The organism is Paraburkholderia sp. SSBN10T (assembly GCF_056619545.1).
Genome location: NZ_JBWQQI010000001.1, coordinates 154,606 through 172,372, shown reverse-complemented (window position 1 = coordinate 172,372; position 17,767 = coordinate 154,606). Strand labels below are relative to the sequence as shown.

The following is a 17,767-nucleotide window of genomic DNA, read 5'->3' as shown; positions in this document are numbered from 1 at the left end:
CCAGTACCTTCGCCGGGAAACAGCCGCCGCACGTTCGATGTTTCTGTGACTTTGCAGGTTTCGCGCATATCCGGCAAGCCACGCTACATGATTAGGATTGCTACTGTATTACCTATTTCCAGATCCATCCCGAAACGAATCGATAACACGACCGGACGATGCCGTTGCATCGTAACCGGCACAACAGGAGAACACGGAGATCATGAAACTTCGGATTGCAGCAGGGCTCGCGCTCGCGGGCATGGGCGGCACGGCGTGGGCGCAGAGCAGCGTTACGCTGTATGGCATCGTCGATACCGGCATCGAGTACGTCTCGCACGCGAATGCAGCCGGCGACAGCGTGGTGCGCATGCCCGGCGTCACCGGCGAAATGCCCTCACGCTGGGGCGTGCGCGGCAACGAAGGGCTCGGCGGCGGCTTCTCGACGATCTTCACTCTCGAAAGCGGCTTCAACATGCGCAGCGGCACCCTGAACCAGGGCGGCCGCCTGTTCGGGCGCCAGGCATGGGTGGGCCTCAATAGTCCGTACGGCAGCCTCACATTCGGCCGCCAATACACGATGACGTATTGGGCCCTCTCCGACGCCGATCTGCTAGGCCCCGACATCTACGGCGGCACCGCGTCGTTCGACCAGTATTTGCCGAGCGCGCGCAGCGACAACACGATCGTCTACAAGGGCAGCTATGCCGGGTTCACGCTCGGCGCGACATGGTCGTTCGGCCGCGATTCCACCGGCACCGGCAACTCGCAGGGCCAGGGCACCTGCGTAGGCTCCGTGCCGGGAAGCGCGCAGACCTGCCGCGAATGGTCGGCGATGCTGCGCTACGACCGCAATGGCTACGGCGTGGCCGCGGCCTACGACGAGCAGCATGGTGGCCCAGGTGCGGCGGCCGACCTCTACGACGGCACGCCGACCTTCGCGCTGACAAACCCCGGCGACACCGACGTGCGCCTGCAATTGAACGGCTATGGGCACATCGGGAATCTGCGCTTTGGCGGCGGCTGGCTTGGCCGCCGTGTGGACACGGTCTCGCCCGCGACACCCAACGTGCATTCGGACCAGTTCTATCTCACGGGATCGTATCCGGTCACTCCGGCGTTCATTGTCGATGGCGGCGTGTATCACATCGTCAACAGCCAGGACGATACGCGCGGCACGATCGCAGCGCTGCGCACGACGTATCTGTTGTCGAAGCGCTCGGCGGTCTATCTGCAAGGCGCGTATCTGTGGAATAGCGCGAAGGCTGCGTATACGGTGAGCCAGGGCGGCGGTGGCACCACACCCGGGCCGGGCATGGGCCAGCTCGGTGTGATGGCGGGGATCAGACATAGTTTCTGAACAGAGGCGCGATCGAATGGCCGCGACTGGGCCGAACATTTCTTCGGCCCTACTGGTTACCGCAACGCTTTGTTGTCAGGGATCGGAGCTGTAACCGGGCGGCGTCACAATCATTTGATGCGATGGCCAGGCGGTTTCCAACCCATCAACGTCTCTGCGCTCCATTCCGCTGCGGCAAGTCTGGAGACAAAGAAATCGACCAGCGCGCTAACCTTCGCTGGCCGTGCGCGAGCCGTAGGGGTAACGAAATACAAACCGCCTTCGGGCAATCGCCAACCAGTCAGAATCGGTTCGAGTTGTTTGTCCACGAAATACCGTGTTGCGACAAACTCGGGAAGCTCCGCGATGGCAAGTCCCGTGAGAAGCATGGGCAGTAACGCTTCCACGCTGGTTACCCGCAATGCTCCGGCCGGTGTGATCGTACATTCCTCGCCACTTTGGTGGGTAAAGTGCCAGACGTCGCGCTTGCTCCTGTTGGCGTAGGTCACGCATTGGTGGGCGCCAAGATCGCGTGGGTGCTGCGGTCGGCCATAGCGAGACAGATAGGCCGGAGATGCCACGACAAACCGACGCACAGGTGCAATCAGACGTGCCGCGAGCGACGAGTCTTCCATGATGGCGATACGGAGCGCGGCGTCGAAGCCCTCCCCGATCAGATCCGCATGGGTATCCGTGAGATGAAGATCCACGGAAATATCCGGGTAGGTCTGGAAGAATTCGGGCAGCAGCGGGGCAACCCAGCAAGCGCCAAAGGAGAGCGGTGCAGCGAGCTTGACGAGGCCGCGCGGTCGGCTCGATGTCTCACGTGCGAAATCTTCAACCTCCTCGGCGTCGGCGTAGATCTTCGCCGCTCGCTCGGCAAGCGTATGGCCGTAGTCCGTGAGGGCAAGTCTTCGGGAAGTACGGTTAAAAAGTCTCCCTCCCAGCCGCTCTTCCAGGCGGGTGACCGCCCGGGAAACCGTGGCAACAGAGACGCCCATTGTCGCCGCCGCGGCTGCAAACGAACCTTCTTCGGCGACCTTCGCGAACATCGCGAACCCTTCAAAGTCCGGCAGTCTTGACATCGACAATCCTGCAATGATGGTTTTCAATCATTTCCATTTCGAAAAGTAGCACGCTGCCGTAGATTTGTCTCATTGCACAGGGAATAGAGACAGTTGCGCAACGCGACGTGGCTCAGTCCACAAACCATCACGAAGGAAAACCCCAATGAACGACCGTATTCATGAACTGCTTTATCGCAACCTTCAGGAAGTCTTCGGCGAAGGTGACGCAGAGCGTCGGCGCGCAGCCATCAAGGAACTCTATACCGAAGATTGTGTGCTCTACGCGCCTCCGGGTGAATTCGTCGGGCATGACGCTCTCGACAAATTCGCCGGAGATCTTCGAGCGACGCACCCGCACTTTGCCTATACGGCGCACGGCGAAGCTCAGGCCCTCCACAATGCCGGCCGCCTTGCCTGGGGTTCCGGTCCGCGTGGCGAGGCGCCCGACTATACGGGCTTGGATGTCATCATCGTTCGCGACGGGAAGATTGAAGCACTCTACGTCTTTCTGGATTCCACACCGTCATAGCCGCGCAGTGATCTCCCTGGCTTTCCGGTGCACGACCATCGTGATAAACACCTGATTTTTCACCGCGGAATCTACACACAACATAAATAGGAGTTCCAAATGGCTAAAGTTCTGGTTCTGTATTACTCATCGTATGGGCATGTCGAAGCGCTCGCGGATGCTGTTGCCGAAGGTGCACGCTCGACCGGTGCCACAGTTGACGTCAAGCGCGTGCCGGAAACCGTGCCTGAGGAAGTGGCCAAGGGCGCCTACTTCAAACTCGACCAGCAAGCGCCGGTCGCCACGGTCGCCGAGCTCGCCCACTACGACGCGATCATCGTCGGTACGCCGACTCGTTTCGGGCGCATCACCTCCCAGATGGCCGCGTTTCTGGATCAGGCCGGCGGTCTGTGGATGAGCGGCGCGCTCAATGGCAAGGTTGGCGGCGCCTTCACGTCGAGCGCCAGCCAGCATGGAGGACAGGAAACCACGCTGTTCTCGATCATCACCAACCTGCTGCACTTCGGCATGACTATCGTCGGACTACCGTACAGCCACCAGGGGCAGATGACACTGGATGAGATTGTCGGCGGCGCCCCCTATGGCGCCACCACCATTGCCGGCGGACAAGGTCAGCGTCAGCCGAGCGCCATCGAGCTTGCCGGCGCACGTCATCAGGGCGAACTGATCGCCAAGACCGCAAATAAGCTGTTCGGTTAGCGTCGAATGTAATTCGCTTCGCAGACGCATTGACGGGATGGCCAGACGGAGCCCCTGACGGCCATCCCAAACCGGGGATGCCCAAATCGATGCTTCAAGCCGTAGCGCTGGAGCGAGGTGGGGCCGGCGGGTCGTTGCGGCTATGATGCACTCGCTCAGAAGCACTAACTGAATCTCGATCAGATCCCCGCATGCGTTTAGTGATGCGCGTGGCTGCTGTGACTTTGTCGTGACGCGCCGCTATTTGAACTTGACGAGATCCTTGAATATCAGTTGACCCCAGCTATTTCCGCGCGCGTGCACAAGCAGTCCACCTTCCGAAAGCCCGCCGAGGTTGATTGGCGCGAAACCGAGTTTTTCCGCAAGCGCACCAACCTCCGCTGCGGCACCGTCATCGTCGCTCGCCAAGAACACGACTCTTCTGCCACCGTGTATGGCCGGGTCTTGGTCAAGGACGGCAGCGACCAAATGGTTGAAGCCTTTCACCAGCCTGGCTCCGGTGAACGCCTTCGCGACGAAAACTGAGGACGGGAGACCGTCCAGTTCCTCAAGCGGGGCTAACGTGTTCATCGCGTCGATGATGGTCTTTCCTTTCCAATTCGGCAGCGCTTTCGCGACCTCCGGGTGCGACTCGAAACGGACAGCTAAAAAGATGGTGTCTGCCTTGACAGCTTCCGCCAGGGTTTTGGGAATGATTCCGGGTCCGATCGCGGCGGTATCGGACGCAAAGCTTTCCGGGTCGCGCGTGGTTGCAACGGATACTTCGACACCGCTGCGGGCAAACGCCTTGGCAAGCGCGTAGCCGATCTTGCCGAAGCCGATAATTGCGTAGCTCATATGTTCTCCTTTGGTTTTTCGGCGCGATCAGAGCTTGTAGCCGCCGCTCGCTTCAATCGTCTGACCGGTCACCCAGTGACCGTCATCGGAGGCCAGAAACGCCACGACAGCGGCGATTTCCGAAGGCTCGCCAAAGCGTCCCAGTGCGATTTCGGCCTCGACCGCCTTGACGAGTTCGGGATTCTCCCGGATGGCGGCGTTCACGTCCGTTCGCGTGTAGCCCGGCGCTACGGCGTTCGCGGTAATTCCGCGCGGCCCCAACTCGGACGCGAGCGCATGGGTCAGGTTGTTGATGGCCGCTTTGGCCATCGAATAGACGGGCGCGGCTGTTACGGGCTTCGTGGCGGCAGCGGATGAGATGTTGATGATGCGTCCACCATCAGCGAGACGATCCAGCGCGGCCTGAACGATGAAGAAGGGCGCGCGGGCGTAGACCGCGATCAGGGCGTTCCAACTCTCCGGCGTCGCGTCCTTGAAGCCGACCCAGCCGGAATTGCCGGCGTTGTTGACCAGAATATCGAGAGCTTTGCTTCCCTTCCGCTTGGTGAACTCGTCGTCGAGTCTCTCGAACAAGGCCGGGACTGTCGCCGGGTCAACGAGGTCCGCGTGGATCGCGAACGCAGTGCCTCCCGCTTTCTCTATAGCCGCGACCGCTTCGTCTGCGCCGGATTTGCTGGCGTTGTAGGTCAGCGCGACCGTCGCACCATCCTTTGCAAGACGTTCAGCGATGGCACGGCCAATGCCCCGCGATGCCCCGGTAACGAGAGCGGTTTTTCCTTTAAGAGATTGTTCCATTTGATTGTCCTCAGATTTGCGCCAGGCCGCCGTCGACGGCGACCTCGCTGGCGGTCATGAAGCTGCTGTCCTGCGACGCGAGGAAGGCGGCCACCGCCCCGATCTCCGCCGGATCGGCCATGCGCTGGAGCGGAGTCATCGAGCCGAAGGCTTTCACGCCTTCCTCGCCCAGCGCTTCCTTCGCAAGTTCGGTCGCCGTCGGCCCGGGCGACAGCACGTTTACCCGGATGCCGGTGCCCTTCAGGTCTTCCGCCCAGGTCTTCGCGAAGTTGCGCACTGCCGCCTTGCTGGCGCTGTAGGCGCTGAATGCCGGGGCGCCCGTGGTGCCGGCGCTCGATCCGGTCAGGATGATCGAACCACCCGGACCCATCAGCGGCAGCGCCTTCTGGACCGTGAAGATCGTGCCCTTCACATTGGTGTCGAAGGTTTCGTCAATGTGCTCGGCGGTGATCTTGCCGAGCGGAAGCTGGCTTCCCGCCCCGGCATTGGCGAAGACGATGTCGAGGGTTCCGCGCTCGGCCTTCACCGCCGCGTAGAGCCGGTCGAGGTCAGTCAGATCGGAGACCGAGCCCTTCACCGCACGGGCATTAGGCCCGAGGTCGGCCAAAGCCACGTCGAGTGCTTCCTGCCGGCGTCCGAAGATGAAGACGAAAGCGCCTTCCTCGATGAAGCGCTTTGCCGCGGCAAGGCCGATGCCGGTAGCGCCGCCGGTGACCACGGCGGTCTTTCCATTCAGTCTGTTCATTTCATGTGCTCTTTCATTGGAGTTGCGCGGAAGCTGGAGAAATGCCAGACAGCGCTGTATGATATGGATCACCGATCCACATAAAGACTATATGGATCACCGATCCACTTGTCAACATCTCCTATGCGAGCCGACGCTCAAAAAAATCGCAGCCAAATCCTCACGATCGCGCGTGACGTCGTCACCGATCATGGTGCCAACGCATCGATGCGCGATATTGCTCGCCGGGCCAACGTCGGGTTGGCCACACTGCTTCGTCATTTCCCGACGCGAGAAGCCCTATTCGAAGCGTTGCTGTGTACCCATCTGGATCCACTGACGCAGAAGGCAGCCGAGCTCGAAACATCGACTTCGGCTGACGAAGCACTTCTCATCTGGTTTCGGGAATTGGTGGTATTCACCCAAAGCTACAGGGGTGTTGTCGCCATGATGGCGGCAGCCCACACGAACCCGGATTCCGCGCTTTATGCTTCGTGCGCAGCGGTGCACTCAGCAGGCGCGCGCCTACTGCTCCGTGCTCAGGGCGAGGGAACGGCGCGCGCCGATATGAATGGGGACGATCTGTTCGCCCTGATAACGGCCCTCGGCTGGGCGGTCGACCAACCCTCATTCGCGCCGCGAGCGGATCATCTCGTTCACATCATTACGAGCGCCATCCTGACAAGTCGGCCGGGCAACGATGCCAAGAAGGCAACGCGGCGAATCAAATTGCCGACGGATACTTCCTGCCAGGGAAGCCTTGGGGATTCGAACTAGATGGCGGAAAGCTGGCTGGAGCCGACACTCGAATGGCCATTAGTGCACTTGAGCGATTGGCCGCTTCTGGCCGAACCCGGAAGTTCGGCCAGCGCCCGTCAGTCGCCTGCCCGACCTCGACGCGAACTTCCCTTGTCGAATCATGACCGCCTTTTGGGTGTCAATTTCGAACGTCCAAACCTGAATGAGTTACGGTCAATTCCGCTTGGCTGGTCAGGACCATAGCAGAGCGGATTGGCGCCAACGGCGATCAATTCACCTGCAAGTTTCCGCCAGCGCCAAGGCCCCCTTCACGCTTTGCGCTTTATATTGCTTCACCGATGCAACGAGATTACGTGATCGGTTCGCAACCATTCGCCGGTCAAGGCATGCCCAATGAGCTGCGCCACGACGAGGAAGCAGACCGGCTCGCTTCACGTCGTCGAATTTGCGCTGGCATGACATCTCCATTGTCACGTTTGCAAGAAAAGTGATTTCATAACTTAGGTATTTACCCTAATCCGCTACCTTCCTAGACTGTGTTCACCGGCTGCACACAAACCTGTTTGCAGTGCCCTGCAAAACAATCTCTGGAGGTAGTGATCATGAACTCGCTTATCAAGGCTGTTGCTATTGCTGTCGCTTTGTCCGCTCCTGTCGTTTCGTTTGCGCAATCGAATCAACCCGTGACGCGCGCCGAAGTTCGTAGTCAACTGGTCCAGCTCGAGAAGGCGGGTTACAACCCCGCAGTCGCTGACAATGCCAGCTATCCAGCGGACATCCAGGCTGCGGAAGCGCGCGTTGCCGTACAGAATGGATCGACGAGCGGCGTTGGTGGTGTGGTGAGCGGCTCGTCGGAATCCGGCGCTCCCTCGGTCTCGGTATTTACCGGCTCGCGCTCGCTTTACTCTGCTCACTAACCAGTCTGACGGGCGAGTCGTTAGCGATTCGCCCGGTTGCTAACATCGGCCGTTCGACCCTGAAGTGACAACCGCGCGGCTATCTACACAGCGACCCACCTGACAGCCTCTTCGAGCGGCGCGCGATTCGTTCGATACGAATTGGCAGGATGCCCTTCATCGGCATAACCGAACGATATTGCACAGACCATTTTTCGATCCTCGCCCAAGCTCAATTCTCGCCGGACGACCTTCGCATACGACGACAGTGCGGCTTGGGGGATTGTTGCTACACCGCTCGCATGCGCGGCAAGCAAAAAATTGTTGACGTAACATCCACAGTCGATTGCCCCGTAGACCCCTAACGCCTCGTCCGTGGTGATAATTGCCACATGCGGAGCGCCAAACAATCGAAAATTCTCCAGTGTCTGCCGGGTGTAGGCGGGCTTATCGCCTCGCTCAATTCCTAACGCGCTGTAGAGTTGAAATCCGCTCTCGCGTCGTCGGTCTAGATAGACGCCGCGGTATTCGCGCGGAAATACAAAGTCAGGTTCCGGCGGCTCTTCGTTCGACGCGTGTTCGTACAGGATGCGTTTGAGTCGCTCAGTACCCTCACCTTCCGTGATTGCGACATGCCATGACTGACTGTTGCACCAGGAGGCTGTCCGTTGAGCTGACGTGAGAATTTCCTCAATGACGTCTCGGGGAACTGGCTCCGGCCGAAATGCGCGACAACTATATCTCTCGTCGAGGAGTCGTCGCACTACCTCAAGATCGTGCCTGTTGCGCGCGCCGGCAGGTAGTTCTTCTGGTTCAGAGGAATGCATGGAGACTCCCGATTTTGCTGGAATTGCTTCGATAGACTCATGATTGAAAATCATCTAGCGGGCCGCCCACCGCCTCCCTGACGGGCGACGGGGTTAAAGTGAGTTTGACAAAACCGCTTTAACCGGAAGAAGGCCATCATGAACTATAGCGGCATTGACCTGCATTCGAACAACAGCGTAGTGAGTGTGATCGACGAAACGGACCGCGTGGTCGCTGAAAAGCGGCTGCCGAACGACCTGGCAAGGATTCTGGCATTCCTTGCCCCGTGGCAAGCCAAGCTCAGACCGTCGCGGCCTGCGCGACGCCGAGAAACTGGCACAGTTCGGACGTGCGCGGCTGGTTGAACAACTCGTCCGGCGCACCGGTCTCGTGTACGCGTCCCTGATGCATGAACACGACGCGATCGCAAACGTCGCGCGCGAAACGCATTTCGTGCGTGACCATCATCAACGTCATTCCGTCGTCGGCAAGCCGGCGTACTACCGCGAGCACCTCGTTCACGAGCTCTGGATCGAGTGCCGAGGTGATCTCGTCGCAAAGCAGCGCATCCGGTTCCATGCTCAGCGCCCGGGCAATCGCAACGCGCTGCTGCTGACCGCCCGATAGTTGATCAGGATAACTGTCGAATTTCGCCTCGAGTCCGACTTTCTCAAGGTTCGCACGGGCGATACGCCGCGCGTCGGCCTCGCGCACACCCTTCACGATCATCGGTGCGGCCATGACATTACGTCCGACCGTCATATGCGGAAACAGGTTGAACTGCTGAAAGATCATACCGACCCTTAGCCGCAGCTTGCGCAACGCCGCGTCGTCGTCGGACACACGGACATCGCCAACGTGAATCGCACCGCCGTCGATCCGCTCGAGCCCGTTCACGCACCGCAGCAACGTGCTCTTGCCAGATCCGCTCTTGCCGATGATCGCAATAACCTCGCCCTTGTCGACGCGCAGGTCGATTCCCTTCAGCACTTCGAGCGCACCATAGCGCTTCCTGACATCTTCAATGGTGATGAGCGACATGGAGCTTCCTCTCGAGAACATGGCTGCAGACCGATAGCGGCCAGCACAGCGCGAAATACATCAATGCGACCAGTCCGAACGTAGTGAATGGCTGGAACGTGGCGTTCGTAATGACGCTGCCGGCCTTCGCCAGTTCGACAAAGCCGATAATCGACGTGACGGCTGTCCCCTTGACGATCTGAACGAGAAAGCCGACTGTCGGGGGCACCGCAATCCGCAATGCCTGAGGCAGGATAATGTGCCGCATCTGCTGTGACCGGCTCATCGCCAGGCTTGCCGACGCTTCCCATTGTCCGTGCGGCACCGCTTCGACGCAGCCGCGCCAGATTTCCGCGAGAAACGCGCTCGACCAGCAGGTGAGCCCAACGAGCGCAGCGACCCATGCAGGCACCTCAACACCGAAGAGCGCCAGGCCAAAGAAGATCATGAACAACTGCATCAGCAGCGGCGTTCCCTGGAACAGTTCGATCCATCCGCGCGCGACGGCGCGCGCAAGCGGCCGTTGCGACACACGCAGCGTCATCATCAGCAGACCGACCGCACCTCCGGCGAGGAACGCGGCGATCGACAACACAATCGTCCAGCGCAGCGCGAGCAGCAAGCCACGTACGACGTCCCACAGCGTGAAAGTCATCATTGCGATACTCCTTCCGCCGCCACGACGATCGGCGCCGCAGCGGCCGGGTTCAGCTTCCGGGCGACCACGTAGCGATCGCCGATCACGCGCAGCACCGCACGCAGCGCAACCGCAAGCCCGAAATAGATCAGCGTCGTCACCGTGTAGGTTTCGAATGCACGGAAATTGCGCGCCTGAATGAAGTTCGCCGCATACGACAGCTCCTCGACCGAAATCTGCGAGCACACTGCCGAGCCGAGCATCACGATGACGAGCTGGCTCGATATCGCCGGCCAGACCTTGCGCAACGCCGGGCGCAGGATCACGTGGCGAAACGTCTGCCAGCGCGTCATCGCGAGACTGAGCGCTGCTTCCGTCTGCCCCTTCGGCACGCTCGCGATCCCGGCGCGCAGAATCTCGGTGCAGTACGCGCCGAGGTTCAGCATCGTGGCGAGCAATGCAGCCGAGGTCGACGAAATGTGAATGCCGAAGCTGGGCAGTCCGAAGAACACGAAGAACAACTGGATCAGGAACGGAGTGTTGCGGAACAGTTCGACGTACGCGTCGATAGCGAAGCGCAGCGAGCGCGCCCCCTGCGTCTTGCCCCATGCGCACGCGACGGCGAGTGCCAGCCCCGCTACACCGCCGACGGCGATCAGCTCCACCGTCAGCGCAACGCCCTTCGCCAGCATCGGCCCGTAGTCGAGAATCGACAGGAAATCGAACTGGTAAGTCATGGTTGTATCCGCTAGCCGACGCGCGGAGCGTCGAAGTAATCGGCGCGGACCGCAGCACCGATCATGTTGACGATGAGCCGGCCCGCGGTGATCGATGTGATGTTGTTCACGTCGGCCGACGGCGTGATCTCGACGATATCCATGCCGACCACGCGGCCTTTCTTGACCAGGCCGTGGATCAACTGACGCATCTGTACGTAGGTGATCCCTCCAAGCGCAGGGCCGGCAACGCCCGGCGCGATTGACGGATCGAGGCCATCCGCATCGATCGTCAGGTAATAGCGCCCGCCCGCGGGGATCCGGTCGAGCACGGATTGCATGCCCACTTCGTGCACTTCGTATGCCGGGATCAGATGCGAACCGTATGCCACTGCCGCGTCGTAATCTGCCTGCCGGCCGCTGCCCTGAGCGCGGAGCCCGATCTGGAAAATCTCCCCGATGTGTTCCATTTCGGACGCACGGCGGATCGTGCTCGACAAGCCTTCGCGTACGCCGTTGATCTCATCGCGCCAGTCGAGGTGTGCATCGATATGCACGAGCGTGATCGGTCCCTGGTCGTCGAACGCGCGCAGCACCGGAATCGGGATCGCATGGTCGCCGCCGAGGATGATCGGCATCGCGCCCGCCTTCAGGATCTTGCGCACCGCCTGCTCGGAGCGTGGACCGTGTGTGCTCAGGTCGCGCGGGTCAGCCGGCACGTTACCGCAATCGACGACCTTCAACGCACGGTTGTCGTAGATCGGACCGCCGACATCGAAATCGTAGTGGTGCAGCGCCCGGCAGATCCGGTCGCTCATCGCCCGCACCGCGTCGGGCGCCTTGCTCTGGTCGTTGCTGATATGGTCGGCGATATACGCCTGGCCAAACGGAATCCCGAGAATTGCAACGTGCGCGTCGAGTTCGTCGAGATTCGTGCAGATCGGCGACCACAGGAAGCTTTGATGTTTTTTTGAAGGTGGAACGGTCAGCGGAAAATCCATCATTGTCTCCAGTCAACAGGGAAAACAGCCACGCGTTGTGGCCGGCAATTTCAGCAATCCGGATACGCGGGTCAACAGTGACGTTCAGCAAGGATCCGGATGCTTTCGAGGTTATGGCGTCAGTGACGCGAGCGTGTCGATGCGCTCGACTTCTCGCAGGGCCGACAACCAGGTTGCGGCGGTTGCGGTGTCGTGCACCGAAGTCGCGCACGACATGAACTTGTGATCGAACTCGGCATCGCTCATTGGCGACGCGGCCGTGCCGACCGCTGCTGCACGGAAGCGTTCGATAGTCCGCCCGTCGCGCATTTCGACGCGCAGCCACGCACCTTCCGGCGCGTCTGCCAGCAGTGCCGGATCGGTCCAACGGTTCGACGTGTGCATTCGCACGCGTTGCATCGCAGCGAACAACTCCGGCGCGGCCAACCCGGCTGGCTCGAACCCGGCAAGCGTCACGTCGCCGTGCACGAGCGTCGCCGCCAGCGCATACGGCAGACTGAACTGCGCTTGCTGACGCGTGGCGGGCCGCGTATAGATCAGGTTCTTCGCGACGATCGGCGGTACATCGCAGACAATCCGTTCAATCTGCTGCACATCGAGGCCCTCGCCAATCAGATCGCGCAACGCGTCGACAGCCGCATGCGACGACAGGCAGACCGGAATCCGCTTCACGTCGAGTCCCGGCGACAGCAGCCGCCAGGTCTGGCCGAGGGTGTCGAATGGGGCGGTGGAATACGCGTCGGCTCCCGTCAGCATCGCGAGCCCGTTCGGGCCGTCGAGCGCGCTATCTGGCCCGACGCAGCCCTCGCGCGCGAGCAATGCGGCACCCACACCGGCTTGTGCGGCATGTCCCACCATCAATGCCTTCGCATCGGTACCAAAACCCGCCTTCGTGCCGCCGGTCCCCGCAATTGCGAGCCCGAGCGCCGACGCGGTAGTGTCCGCATCGAGTCCGAACGCGTGACAGGCGGCCGCACAGGCGCCAATCGTGCCGTAAAGACCTGTAGTCCACCAACCGCGCTGATAGGGTGCGAGGCCCATTGCGTGGGCAACGGCGAATTCGACCTCGGCGCCGGCGACATAGGATGCGAGGTAACTACTTCCCGAGCGGCCCGCTGCCTGTGCGGCGGCCCAGGCCGCCGGAATAACGACCGCCGATGCATGCACAAAGCCCGCGTAGCAGTTGTCGTCAAAGTCGAGTGCGTGTGCAGCGACGCCGTTCGCGAACGCGGCGGCGGGCGCCTTCAACGCCAGTGTGCTGCCCCAGACGGCGGCGTCTCCTTTAGCGAACATCTCGCCCGCGAAGCGTCGGGCATGCGACCCAACTTCGGTTCGACTGCCGGCGAGCGCGACGCCGATCGTGTCGATCGTCGCGCGGATCGCAACCTTCGCGACGACCGGCGGAAGATCGGCGGGCGTCAGCGCAGCAATCCACGTGGCAAGCCGGCGAATCGCGGTTTCCGTTGCGCTCACGCGAACCCTCCCGACACGGTACGGACGCCGCCGCTCCCCAGTATGGAGCAACGCATCGTGTGACTCGTCATTCGGGGAGATCGCCTGCTGGCGCTCCAAGCCATTTCATCGCGATCCGGTTGATCGTGCCGTCGGCTTTCGCGTCGCGGATGATCTGGTTCAGTTTCGCCACAAGCTCCGGCTCCCCTTTCGGCACGCCGATATAGCACGGCGAATTCGACAGGATCGCCTTCAGGTTGACATCCAGATCCGGGTGCACCTTCTTCATTGTCGCGACCACGGTCGTGCCGACTGCCATCATCTGCGTCTGACCAGATAGGAATGCCTGGATTGTCGAATTGTTATCTTCGAAGCGGCGAATCACGGCCCCGGGCGCCATCGTCGTGATTTCCTGATCCTGCATCGAGCCGCGTGTGACGGATACGGTCTTGCCCGCCATGTCTGCAAAGCTTTTGACCGGGAGCTCGGTCTTACCGAACACGGCGTCATAGAACGGCGCGTACGCAATCGAGTAGTCGATCACCTTCTCACGCTCGGGTGTCTTGCCGAGCGAGGAGATCGTGATGTCGGCCTTACCCGTCTGCAGGTACGCTACGCGCGTCGGCGCGGTGACAGGTACAAGCTGCAACTGCACGCCGAGCTTTTGCGCAACGAGCTTTGCCGTATCGACGTCGATCCCTTCCGGCTGCATATCTGGTCCGACGAAGCCATACGGCGCATAGTCGGTCGGAATCGCGACGCGAATCACCTTGCTCGACTCGATCCGCTGCAACGCATCAGCCGCGTTCGCGGAACCGATTCCTGTCATCAGAAGGCATACGCCCACCACCACAGCCCACTTTTTGCCGTTCATCTTCATGTTTTACACCTCAATCTATTTAGGTTTGCAAACTATATTTTCTGGACCTGTTCCCATTCACAAGACGCACCATATCGGTCAGTTCATTCGACGTCCCACCATTCACCAAGTCCGATCAATTTCTCCTCCGCGCTCGACACCAGCGATTCGACGTCGATCCCGGATTCCGCAGACAACAGCATGACGAGGATCTCGCTGACAAGCATCGCGGGCACAATCGTGTCGAAGAATGACGACGTCTTGTTGCGCACGAGGATCGTCTCCTTCGCGAGCCGGCCCACTGGCGACATCGGGCTGTCGGTGATCGCAATGATTGCAACGCCACACTGGTGAAGATGGCTGGCGATGCTGATCGTCTTTTTTGCGTAACGCGACATACTGCAGACGATTGCGACATCCTTCTGCGACGCCTGATGAAGCACCGCCATCACGCCGCTCTCGCCCGCGCCGTCGATCAGCCGCACGTTACCGGCAAAATACGAAGCGACGTGCTCGAACTGATAGCCAACCGCGAACGACGAACGAAGTCCGAGACAGTAGATCTGGCGCGCCTTCGCAAGCCGGCGCGCGGCACGGACGATCATCGCGACGTTCTCCGGATGGCACAGTGCCCGGATGTGCTCGATCACTTCGCTTGCGAGATCCTGCACATGCGCATGCCCGCCGATCCGCCGGTTCAACTGCACCATCTGCTGCGCGCGGCCGCTGTACGCATAGCCTTGCGAACGCATCGCTTCAACGAACACTGCCTTCAACGACTCGTAGCCGGGCAAGCCGATCCGCTTCGCGAGCCTCGTCATCGTCGCCGGCGGTACATTCGCAAGCCGCGCGAGGTCGCGCATCGACACGACCGCAACTTCGTTCGGGTTCTCGAGGACGTAGTTTGCCGCGACGCGCTCCTGCTTCGGCAGCAGTTCGTAACGTTCCTTCAGCAACTCACAAAGTGCGTCCCGGTCCATATCGATTCACCGTTGATCCTGAATCGAAGATACACCACATGGCTCATTTTCAAAATTCGACGAATCAAATGAATCAACGAAAAGTGCTTTGCCGACAAGGCCTTGTGTGAAGACGCGTGTTTCTCAAGGCGCGGCCCCGCCAGGGATGAAACACTTGAAACAAAGGATGTGCCGCCCGTTTCAAATCGTCGGAGATCACCCGCGCGGATGCGCGTCGTCGAATACCGCCCCGCCGAGCCGGTTTTATAAGCCGGTACTTTGGGCGACTTACATCAGCAGGGCCTCGGCCATACCGCTCAGCGCACAGATCACAACGACCGCAAGTGGCGGAACCTTCCAGCGCGTCAACAGGAAAAAGCCAATCGTCGCAATGGCAAAGTCGACGCCGGAGCGTATCGCGCTGGTCCAGACAGGCGAGTAAAGCGCGGTCGCCAGCAGTCCGACAACGGCCGCATTCACGCCGGCAAGGACCGCGGCCATCGAGGGGCGTGCGCGCAGCGCCTGCCAGTAGGGCAACGCCGCCAGCACAAGCAGCAGTCCAGGCAGAAAGATACCGACGGTGGCCAGCAGCGCACCTGTCCAATGATTCGGCGCCTGGGCCATCATCCAGCCAAGAAAAGCGGCGAACGTGAAGAGGGGACCAGGGACTGCCTGTGCGGCGCCGTAGCCGGCGAGAAAATCGCTTGAAGAGACCCAGCCCGTTGTAACCGCGTGCTGCTGCAAGAGCGGCAGCACCACGTGACCACCGCCGAAGACGAGTGCGCCGGATCGGTAGAAACCGTCGAAAACTTTGACGGCCTGGCTGCCGTTGAATTGCGCCATGGCCGGAAGCCCAAAGAGCAGGACGCAGAAAAGCGTTAGCGCGACAGCGCCCGCAACACGTGACACACGGAATTCGTGAGCATGTTGTGTCACACCAGTGGCGCGGGTTGGCGACGCTGTCCGACAAAAGATGAATCCTAGTGCTGCGCCGAGTGCGATCACAATGAGTTGTGCATAGACAGTCGTCAGAATGCTGAGCACTGCGATAGCAACGAGTGCGATGGCGGCCCGGCGATGATCCGGGCACAATCGTCGGGCCATATCCCACACGGCTTGGGACACGACAGCGACGGCGACGAGTTTGAGACCGTGAATCAGTCCGCCGCCGACCGGTCCGGTGAGGCTTGGGGCAACGGCTGCGAAGGCGAGCAGGAGCAGGACGGAGGGCAATGTGAACCCGCACCAGGCGGCGAGCCCACCCAGCCACCCTGCCCTGAGGAGGCCAATCGAGAATCCCACCTGGCTACTCGCAGGGCCGGGAAGGAACTGGCATAGCCCGACCAGATCGGTAAACGTCTCGTCATCCAGCCAGCGACGCCGCTCGACGAATTCGCGGCGAAAGTAGCCAATGTGAGCGATGGGACCGCCGAAACAGGTCAGCCCCAGCCTGAGAAAGACCGCCAGAACTTCGGCCGCGGCGCCGGTCCGGGCTGGGCGCGATGAGGTCATACCTGTTGTCATGGGATCGTGATTTTCTGTGAGTGAGACGAACCGCGAGGGACCGATCGATTGCCCGATAGCGGACACTGAGCGGAGCTGACTTCGCATCGCCTGGGAGCTAGAACGAGCCTGCCACGCTGGCGGCTAGTCTGTTGTCCGCCGTTTTGTTTGGGTATCTGGCAATCGATGTGATCGCCCAAGGATATCGCACGCTGCTGTGAAGGCGCTATATTAGGCCAGCAGCACGCATGACACTTATCGCAATGAACTGAGCCGGTAGAGTGAGCATCACACTAGAACAGCCTGCGGGCATCCGCCAGCATGTGACCTCACGCAGACATTGATGTCTGCATCACCCATCGATCGGCCCTGATCCGGGAGAAAAGGCGGACGTCGTGAAATGCATCCTTCCAGTAACCCCATTGCCGCATCACACCTTCCTCAGCAAACCCCAAGTTTCTTAGAAGACGGATCGAGGCGTGATTCTCGAGGCTCGTTACCGCCTGGATACGGTTGATATTCCAGTGGTCATATGCATGCGTAATCGCCGCGGTTAGGGCTTCGCGCATCAAACCCTGTCGCCATGAATCACGTTCCAATTCGAAGCTGATACTTGCCGAACTGAACTTGGAATCGAATCTAAACCCGCATGAGCCAATGAAACGCATGCTGCGTGTCGATACGATGGCCCAGCGCACACTTAGTCCTTCCGCCAGCTCTTTAACCATAGCGGAGACAAGCAGTCGGGCCTCATCGATGTTGTTTAGCGGTGCTATGTCATAGAAGCGCATCACTTCGCGATCAGACCAGATTTCGAATATCCGTTGGGCGTCGGACATATCGACTGGGCGAAGCTGAACCCGGGATGCCTTGGAGACGTAGACTTCGGTAAAGAGTGGGGACATGGGTTTGTCGCACGTTGACTGGCTTCGACGAAATGGGACCGGCAGAGTGCGGCAAGCTTTCGGCGCCCGGAAAAAAACACCCGTCAAAGTCATAGTCCATGACTTGCAGCGGCATGATCACGAAGCTATTGAAGCGCGCGCCTGCGGGTCTGTGAAGCGGAATTCAGACAGTCCCTTTTAGAGTTACGCAGGTAAAACCCGGCAGAACTGGACGACTGAATAAAGCATAGCAGCCAGGTGCGCCGAGCTGATCGGCGCCTCAGCGCGGATGCTTACTGTATTTT

Annotated in this window: 19 protein-coding genes and 1 pseudogene; 6 read left to right on the top strand and 14 right to left on the bottom strand. The window is 60.4% G+C overall.

The window, feature by feature from the left end; translation table 11 throughout:
• Positions 1-202 precede the first annotated feature (202 nt).
• Positions 203-1,339, top strand: a complete 1,137-nt coding sequence (locus AC1ECK_RS00810) for a porin (protein WP_480314931.1) — start codon at positions 203-205, stop codon at positions 1,337-1,339.
• Between the two features lie 110 nt (positions 1,340-1,449).
• On the opposite strand, the gene AC1ECK_RS00805 is transcribed toward AC1ECK_RS00810, so the two are convergent.
• Positions 1,450-2,403, bottom strand: a complete 954-nt coding sequence (locus AC1ECK_RS00805) for a LysR family transcriptional regulator (RefSeq protein WP_480315554.1) — start codon at positions 2,401-2,403, stop codon at positions 1,450-1,452.
• A 145-nt stretch (positions 2,404-2,548) separates the two neighbouring features.
• On the opposite strand from AC1ECK_RS00805, the gene AC1ECK_RS00800 reads away from it, so the two are divergent.
• Both AC1ECK_RS00800 and wrbA read left to right on the top strand, forming a co-directional pair.
• Positions 2,549-2,914, top strand: coding sequence for a nuclear transport factor 2 family protein (locus tag AC1ECK_RS00800; RefSeq protein WP_480314929.1), 366 nt, complete (start codon positions 2,549-2,551; stop codon positions 2,912-2,914).
• Between the two features lie 99 nt (positions 2,915-3,013).
• Positions 3,014-3,613 carry an NAD(P)H:quinone oxidoreductase gene (gene wrbA, locus AC1ECK_RS00795; RefSeq protein ID WP_480314927.1) on the top strand — a complete coding sequence of 200 codons (600 nt, stop codon included), beginning with the start codon at positions 3,014-3,016 and terminating at the stop codon, positions 3,611-3,613.
• Positions 3,614-3,853: 240 nt separating this feature from the next.
• Here the strand turns inward: wrbA and AC1ECK_RS00790 are convergent, their stop codons facing one another.
• From AC1ECK_RS00790 to AC1ECK_RS00780, 3 genes are read right to left on the bottom strand one after another with little or no spacing between them, the layout of a single operon-like run.
• Positions 3,854-4,450 carry an NADPH-dependent F420 reductase gene (locus AC1ECK_RS00790; RefSeq protein ID WP_480314925.1) on the bottom strand — a complete coding sequence of 199 codons (597 nt, stop codon included), beginning with the start codon at positions 4,448-4,450 and terminating at the stop codon, positions 3,854-3,856.
• Positions 4,451-4,477: 27 nt separating this feature from the next.
• On the bottom strand, positions 4,478-5,245 hold the full coding sequence (locus AC1ECK_RS00785; RefSeq protein WP_480314923.1) for an SDR family NAD(P)-dependent oxidoreductase: 768 nt from the start codon (positions 5,243-5,245) through the stop codon (positions 4,478-4,480).
• Between the two features lie 10 nt (positions 5,246-5,255).
• On the bottom strand, positions 5,256-5,990 hold the full coding sequence (locus AC1ECK_RS00780; protein ID WP_480314921.1) for an SDR family NAD(P)-dependent oxidoreductase: 735 nt from the start codon (positions 5,988-5,990) through the stop codon (positions 5,256-5,258).
• A 123-nt stretch (positions 5,991-6,113) separates the two neighbouring features.
• Between AC1ECK_RS00780 and AC1ECK_RS00775 the strand changes: the two genes are divergently transcribed.
• Positions 6,114-6,746 (top strand): TetR/AcrR family transcriptional regulator, encoded by a 633-nt coding sequence (locus tag AC1ECK_RS00775; protein WP_480314919.1) that lies wholly within the window; start codon positions 6,114-6,116, stop codon positions 6,744-6,746.
• 584 nt (positions 6,747-7,330) lie between these two features.
• Positions 7,331-7,645, top strand: a complete 315-nt coding sequence (locus tag AC1ECK_RS00770; RefSeq protein WP_480314917.1) for a DUF4148 domain-containing protein — start codon at positions 7,331-7,333, stop codon at positions 7,643-7,645.
• A gap of 83 nt (positions 7,646-7,728) precedes the next feature.
• On the opposite strand, the gene AC1ECK_RS00765 is transcribed toward AC1ECK_RS00770, so the two are convergent.
• Positions 7,729-8,451: a nitroreductase gene (locus AC1ECK_RS00765; RefSeq protein ID WP_480314915.1), complete on the bottom strand. Its 723-nt coding sequence runs from the start codon at positions 8,449-8,451 to the stop codon at positions 7,729-7,731.
• 138 nt (positions 8,452-8,589) lie between these two features.
• Between AC1ECK_RS00765 and AC1ECK_RS00760 the strand changes: the two are divergent.
• Positions 8,590-8,733, top strand: a pseudogene (locus AC1ECK_RS00760) (IS110 family RNA-guided transposase); the annotation flags it as partial.
• Here AC1ECK_RS00760 and AC1ECK_RS00755 read toward each other — a convergent pair.
• The 9 genes from AC1ECK_RS00755 to AC1ECK_RS00715 form a co-directional block, all read right to left on the bottom strand.
• A complete protein-coding gene (locus AC1ECK_RS00755; RefSeq protein WP_480314913.1) occupies positions 8,732-9,472 on the bottom strand; it encodes an amino acid ABC transporter ATP-binding protein in 741 nt (246 codons plus the stop codon). The pseudogene AC1ECK_RS00760 and the gene AC1ECK_RS00755 overlap by 2 nt on opposite strands.
• On the bottom strand, positions 9,453-10,109 hold the full coding sequence (locus AC1ECK_RS00750; RefSeq protein WP_480314911.1) for an amino acid ABC transporter permease: 657 nt from the start codon (positions 10,107-10,109) through the stop codon (positions 9,453-9,455). The genes AC1ECK_RS00755 and AC1ECK_RS00750 overlap by 20 nt, the downstream gene beginning before the upstream one ends.
• Complete coding sequence (locus AC1ECK_RS00745; RefSeq protein WP_480314909.1) at positions 10,106-10,825, bottom strand: amino acid ABC transporter permease; 720 nt, start codon at positions 10,823-10,825, stop codon at positions 10,106-10,108. The genes AC1ECK_RS00750 and AC1ECK_RS00745 overlap by 4 nt, the downstream gene beginning before the upstream one ends.
• A gap of 11 nt (positions 10,826-10,836) precedes the next feature.
• Complete coding sequence (locus tag AC1ECK_RS00740; RefSeq protein ID WP_480314907.1) at positions 10,837-11,808, bottom strand: agmatinase; 972 nt, start codon at positions 11,806-11,808, stop codon at positions 10,837-10,839.
• A gap of 108 nt (positions 11,809-11,916) precedes the next feature.
• The gene (locus tag AC1ECK_RS00735; protein ID WP_480314905.1) at positions 11,917-13,278 is read right to left on the bottom strand and encodes an MmgE/PrpD family protein; all 1,362 of its coding nucleotides are present in this window, start codon (positions 13,276-13,278) and stop codon (positions 11,917-11,919) included.
• A 67-nt stretch (positions 13,279-13,345) separates the two neighbouring features.
• Positions 13,346-14,131: a transporter substrate-binding domain-containing protein gene (locus tag AC1ECK_RS00730; RefSeq protein WP_480315552.1), complete on the bottom strand. Its 786-nt coding sequence runs from the start codon at positions 14,129-14,131 to the stop codon at positions 13,346-13,348.
• A gap of 89 nt (positions 14,132-14,220) precedes the next feature.
• A complete protein-coding gene (locus AC1ECK_RS00725; RefSeq protein ID WP_480314903.1) occupies positions 14,221-15,096 on the bottom strand; it encodes a MurR/RpiR family transcriptional regulator in 876 nt (291 codons plus the stop codon).
• 267 nt (positions 15,097-15,363) lie between these two features.
• Positions 15,364-16,599 (bottom strand): chromate efflux transporter, encoded by a 1,236-nt coding sequence (gene chrA, locus AC1ECK_RS00720; RefSeq protein WP_480314901.1) that lies wholly within the window; start codon positions 16,597-16,599, stop codon positions 15,364-15,366.
• Between the two features lie 308 nt (positions 16,600-16,907).
• Positions 16,908-17,483, bottom strand: coding sequence for a GNAT family N-acetyltransferase (locus AC1ECK_RS00715; protein WP_480314899.1), 576 nt, complete (start codon positions 17,481-17,483; stop codon positions 16,908-16,910).
• Positions 17,484-17,767 lie beyond the last annotated feature (284 nt).

Coding starts and splice junctions, on each gene's coding strand:
- AC1ECK_RS00810 (WP_480314931.1), top strand. CDS start 203: ATGAAACTTCGGATTGCAGCAGGGCTCGCGCTCGCGGGCATGGGCGGC.
- AC1ECK_RS00805 (WP_480315554.1), bottom strand. CDS start 2,403: ATGTCAAGACTGCCGGACTTTGAAGGGTTCGCGATGTTCGCGAAGGTC.
- AC1ECK_RS00800 (WP_480314929.1), top strand. CDS start 2,549: ATGAACGACCGTATTCATGAACTGCTTTATCGCAACCTTCAGGAAGTC.
- wrbA (WP_480314927.1), top strand. CDS start 3,014: ATGGCTAAAGTTCTGGTTCTGTATTACTCATCGTATGGGCATGTCGAA.
- AC1ECK_RS00790 (WP_480314925.1), bottom strand. CDS start 4,450: ATGAGCTACGCAATTATCGGCTTCGGCAAGATCGGCTACGCGCTTGCC.
- AC1ECK_RS00785 (WP_480314923.1), bottom strand. CDS start 5,245: ATGGAACAATCTCTTAAAGGAAAAACCGCTCTCGTTACCGGGGCATCG.
- AC1ECK_RS00780 (WP_480314921.1), bottom strand. CDS start 5,990: ATGAACAGACTGAATGGAAAGACCGCCGTGGTCACCGGCGGCGCTACC.
- AC1ECK_RS00775 (WP_480314919.1), top strand. CDS start 6,114: ATGCGAGCCGACGCTCAAAAAAATCGCAGCCAAATCCTCACGATCGCG.
- AC1ECK_RS00770 (WP_480314917.1), top strand. CDS start 7,331: ATGAACTCGCTTATCAAGGCTGTTGCTATTGCTGTCGCTTTGTCCGCT.
- AC1ECK_RS00765 (WP_480314915.1), bottom strand. CDS start 8,451: ATGCATTCCTCTGAACCAGAAGAACTACCTGCCGGCGCGCGCAACAGG.
- AC1ECK_RS00755 (WP_480314913.1), bottom strand. CDS start 9,472: ATGTCGCTCATCACCATTGAAGATGTCAGGAAGCGCTATGGTGCGCTC.
- AC1ECK_RS00750 (WP_480314911.1), bottom strand. CDS start 10,109: ATGATGACTTTCACGCTGTGGGACGTCGTACGTGGCTTGCTGCTCGCG.
- AC1ECK_RS00745 (WP_480314909.1), bottom strand. CDS start 10,825: ATGACTTACCAGTTCGATTTCCTGTCGATTCTCGACTACGGGCCGATG.
- AC1ECK_RS00740 (WP_480314907.1), bottom strand. CDS start 11,808: ATGATGGATTTTCCGCTGACCGTTCCACCTTCAAAAAAACATCAAAGC.
- AC1ECK_RS00730 (WP_480315552.1), bottom strand. CDS start 14,131: ATGAACGGCAAAAAGTGGGCTGTGGTGGTGGGCGTATGCCTTCTGATG.
- AC1ECK_RS00725 (WP_480314903.1), bottom strand. CDS start 15,096: ATGGACCGGGACGCACTTTGTGAGTTGCTGAAGGAACGTTACGAACTG.
- chrA (WP_480314901.1), bottom strand. CDS start 16,599: ATGACAACAGGTATGACCTCATCGCGCCCAGCCCGGACCGGCGCCGCG.
- AC1ECK_RS00715 (WP_480314899.1), bottom strand. CDS start 17,483: ATGTCCCCACTCTTTACCGAAGTCTACGTCTCCAAGGCATCCCGGGTT.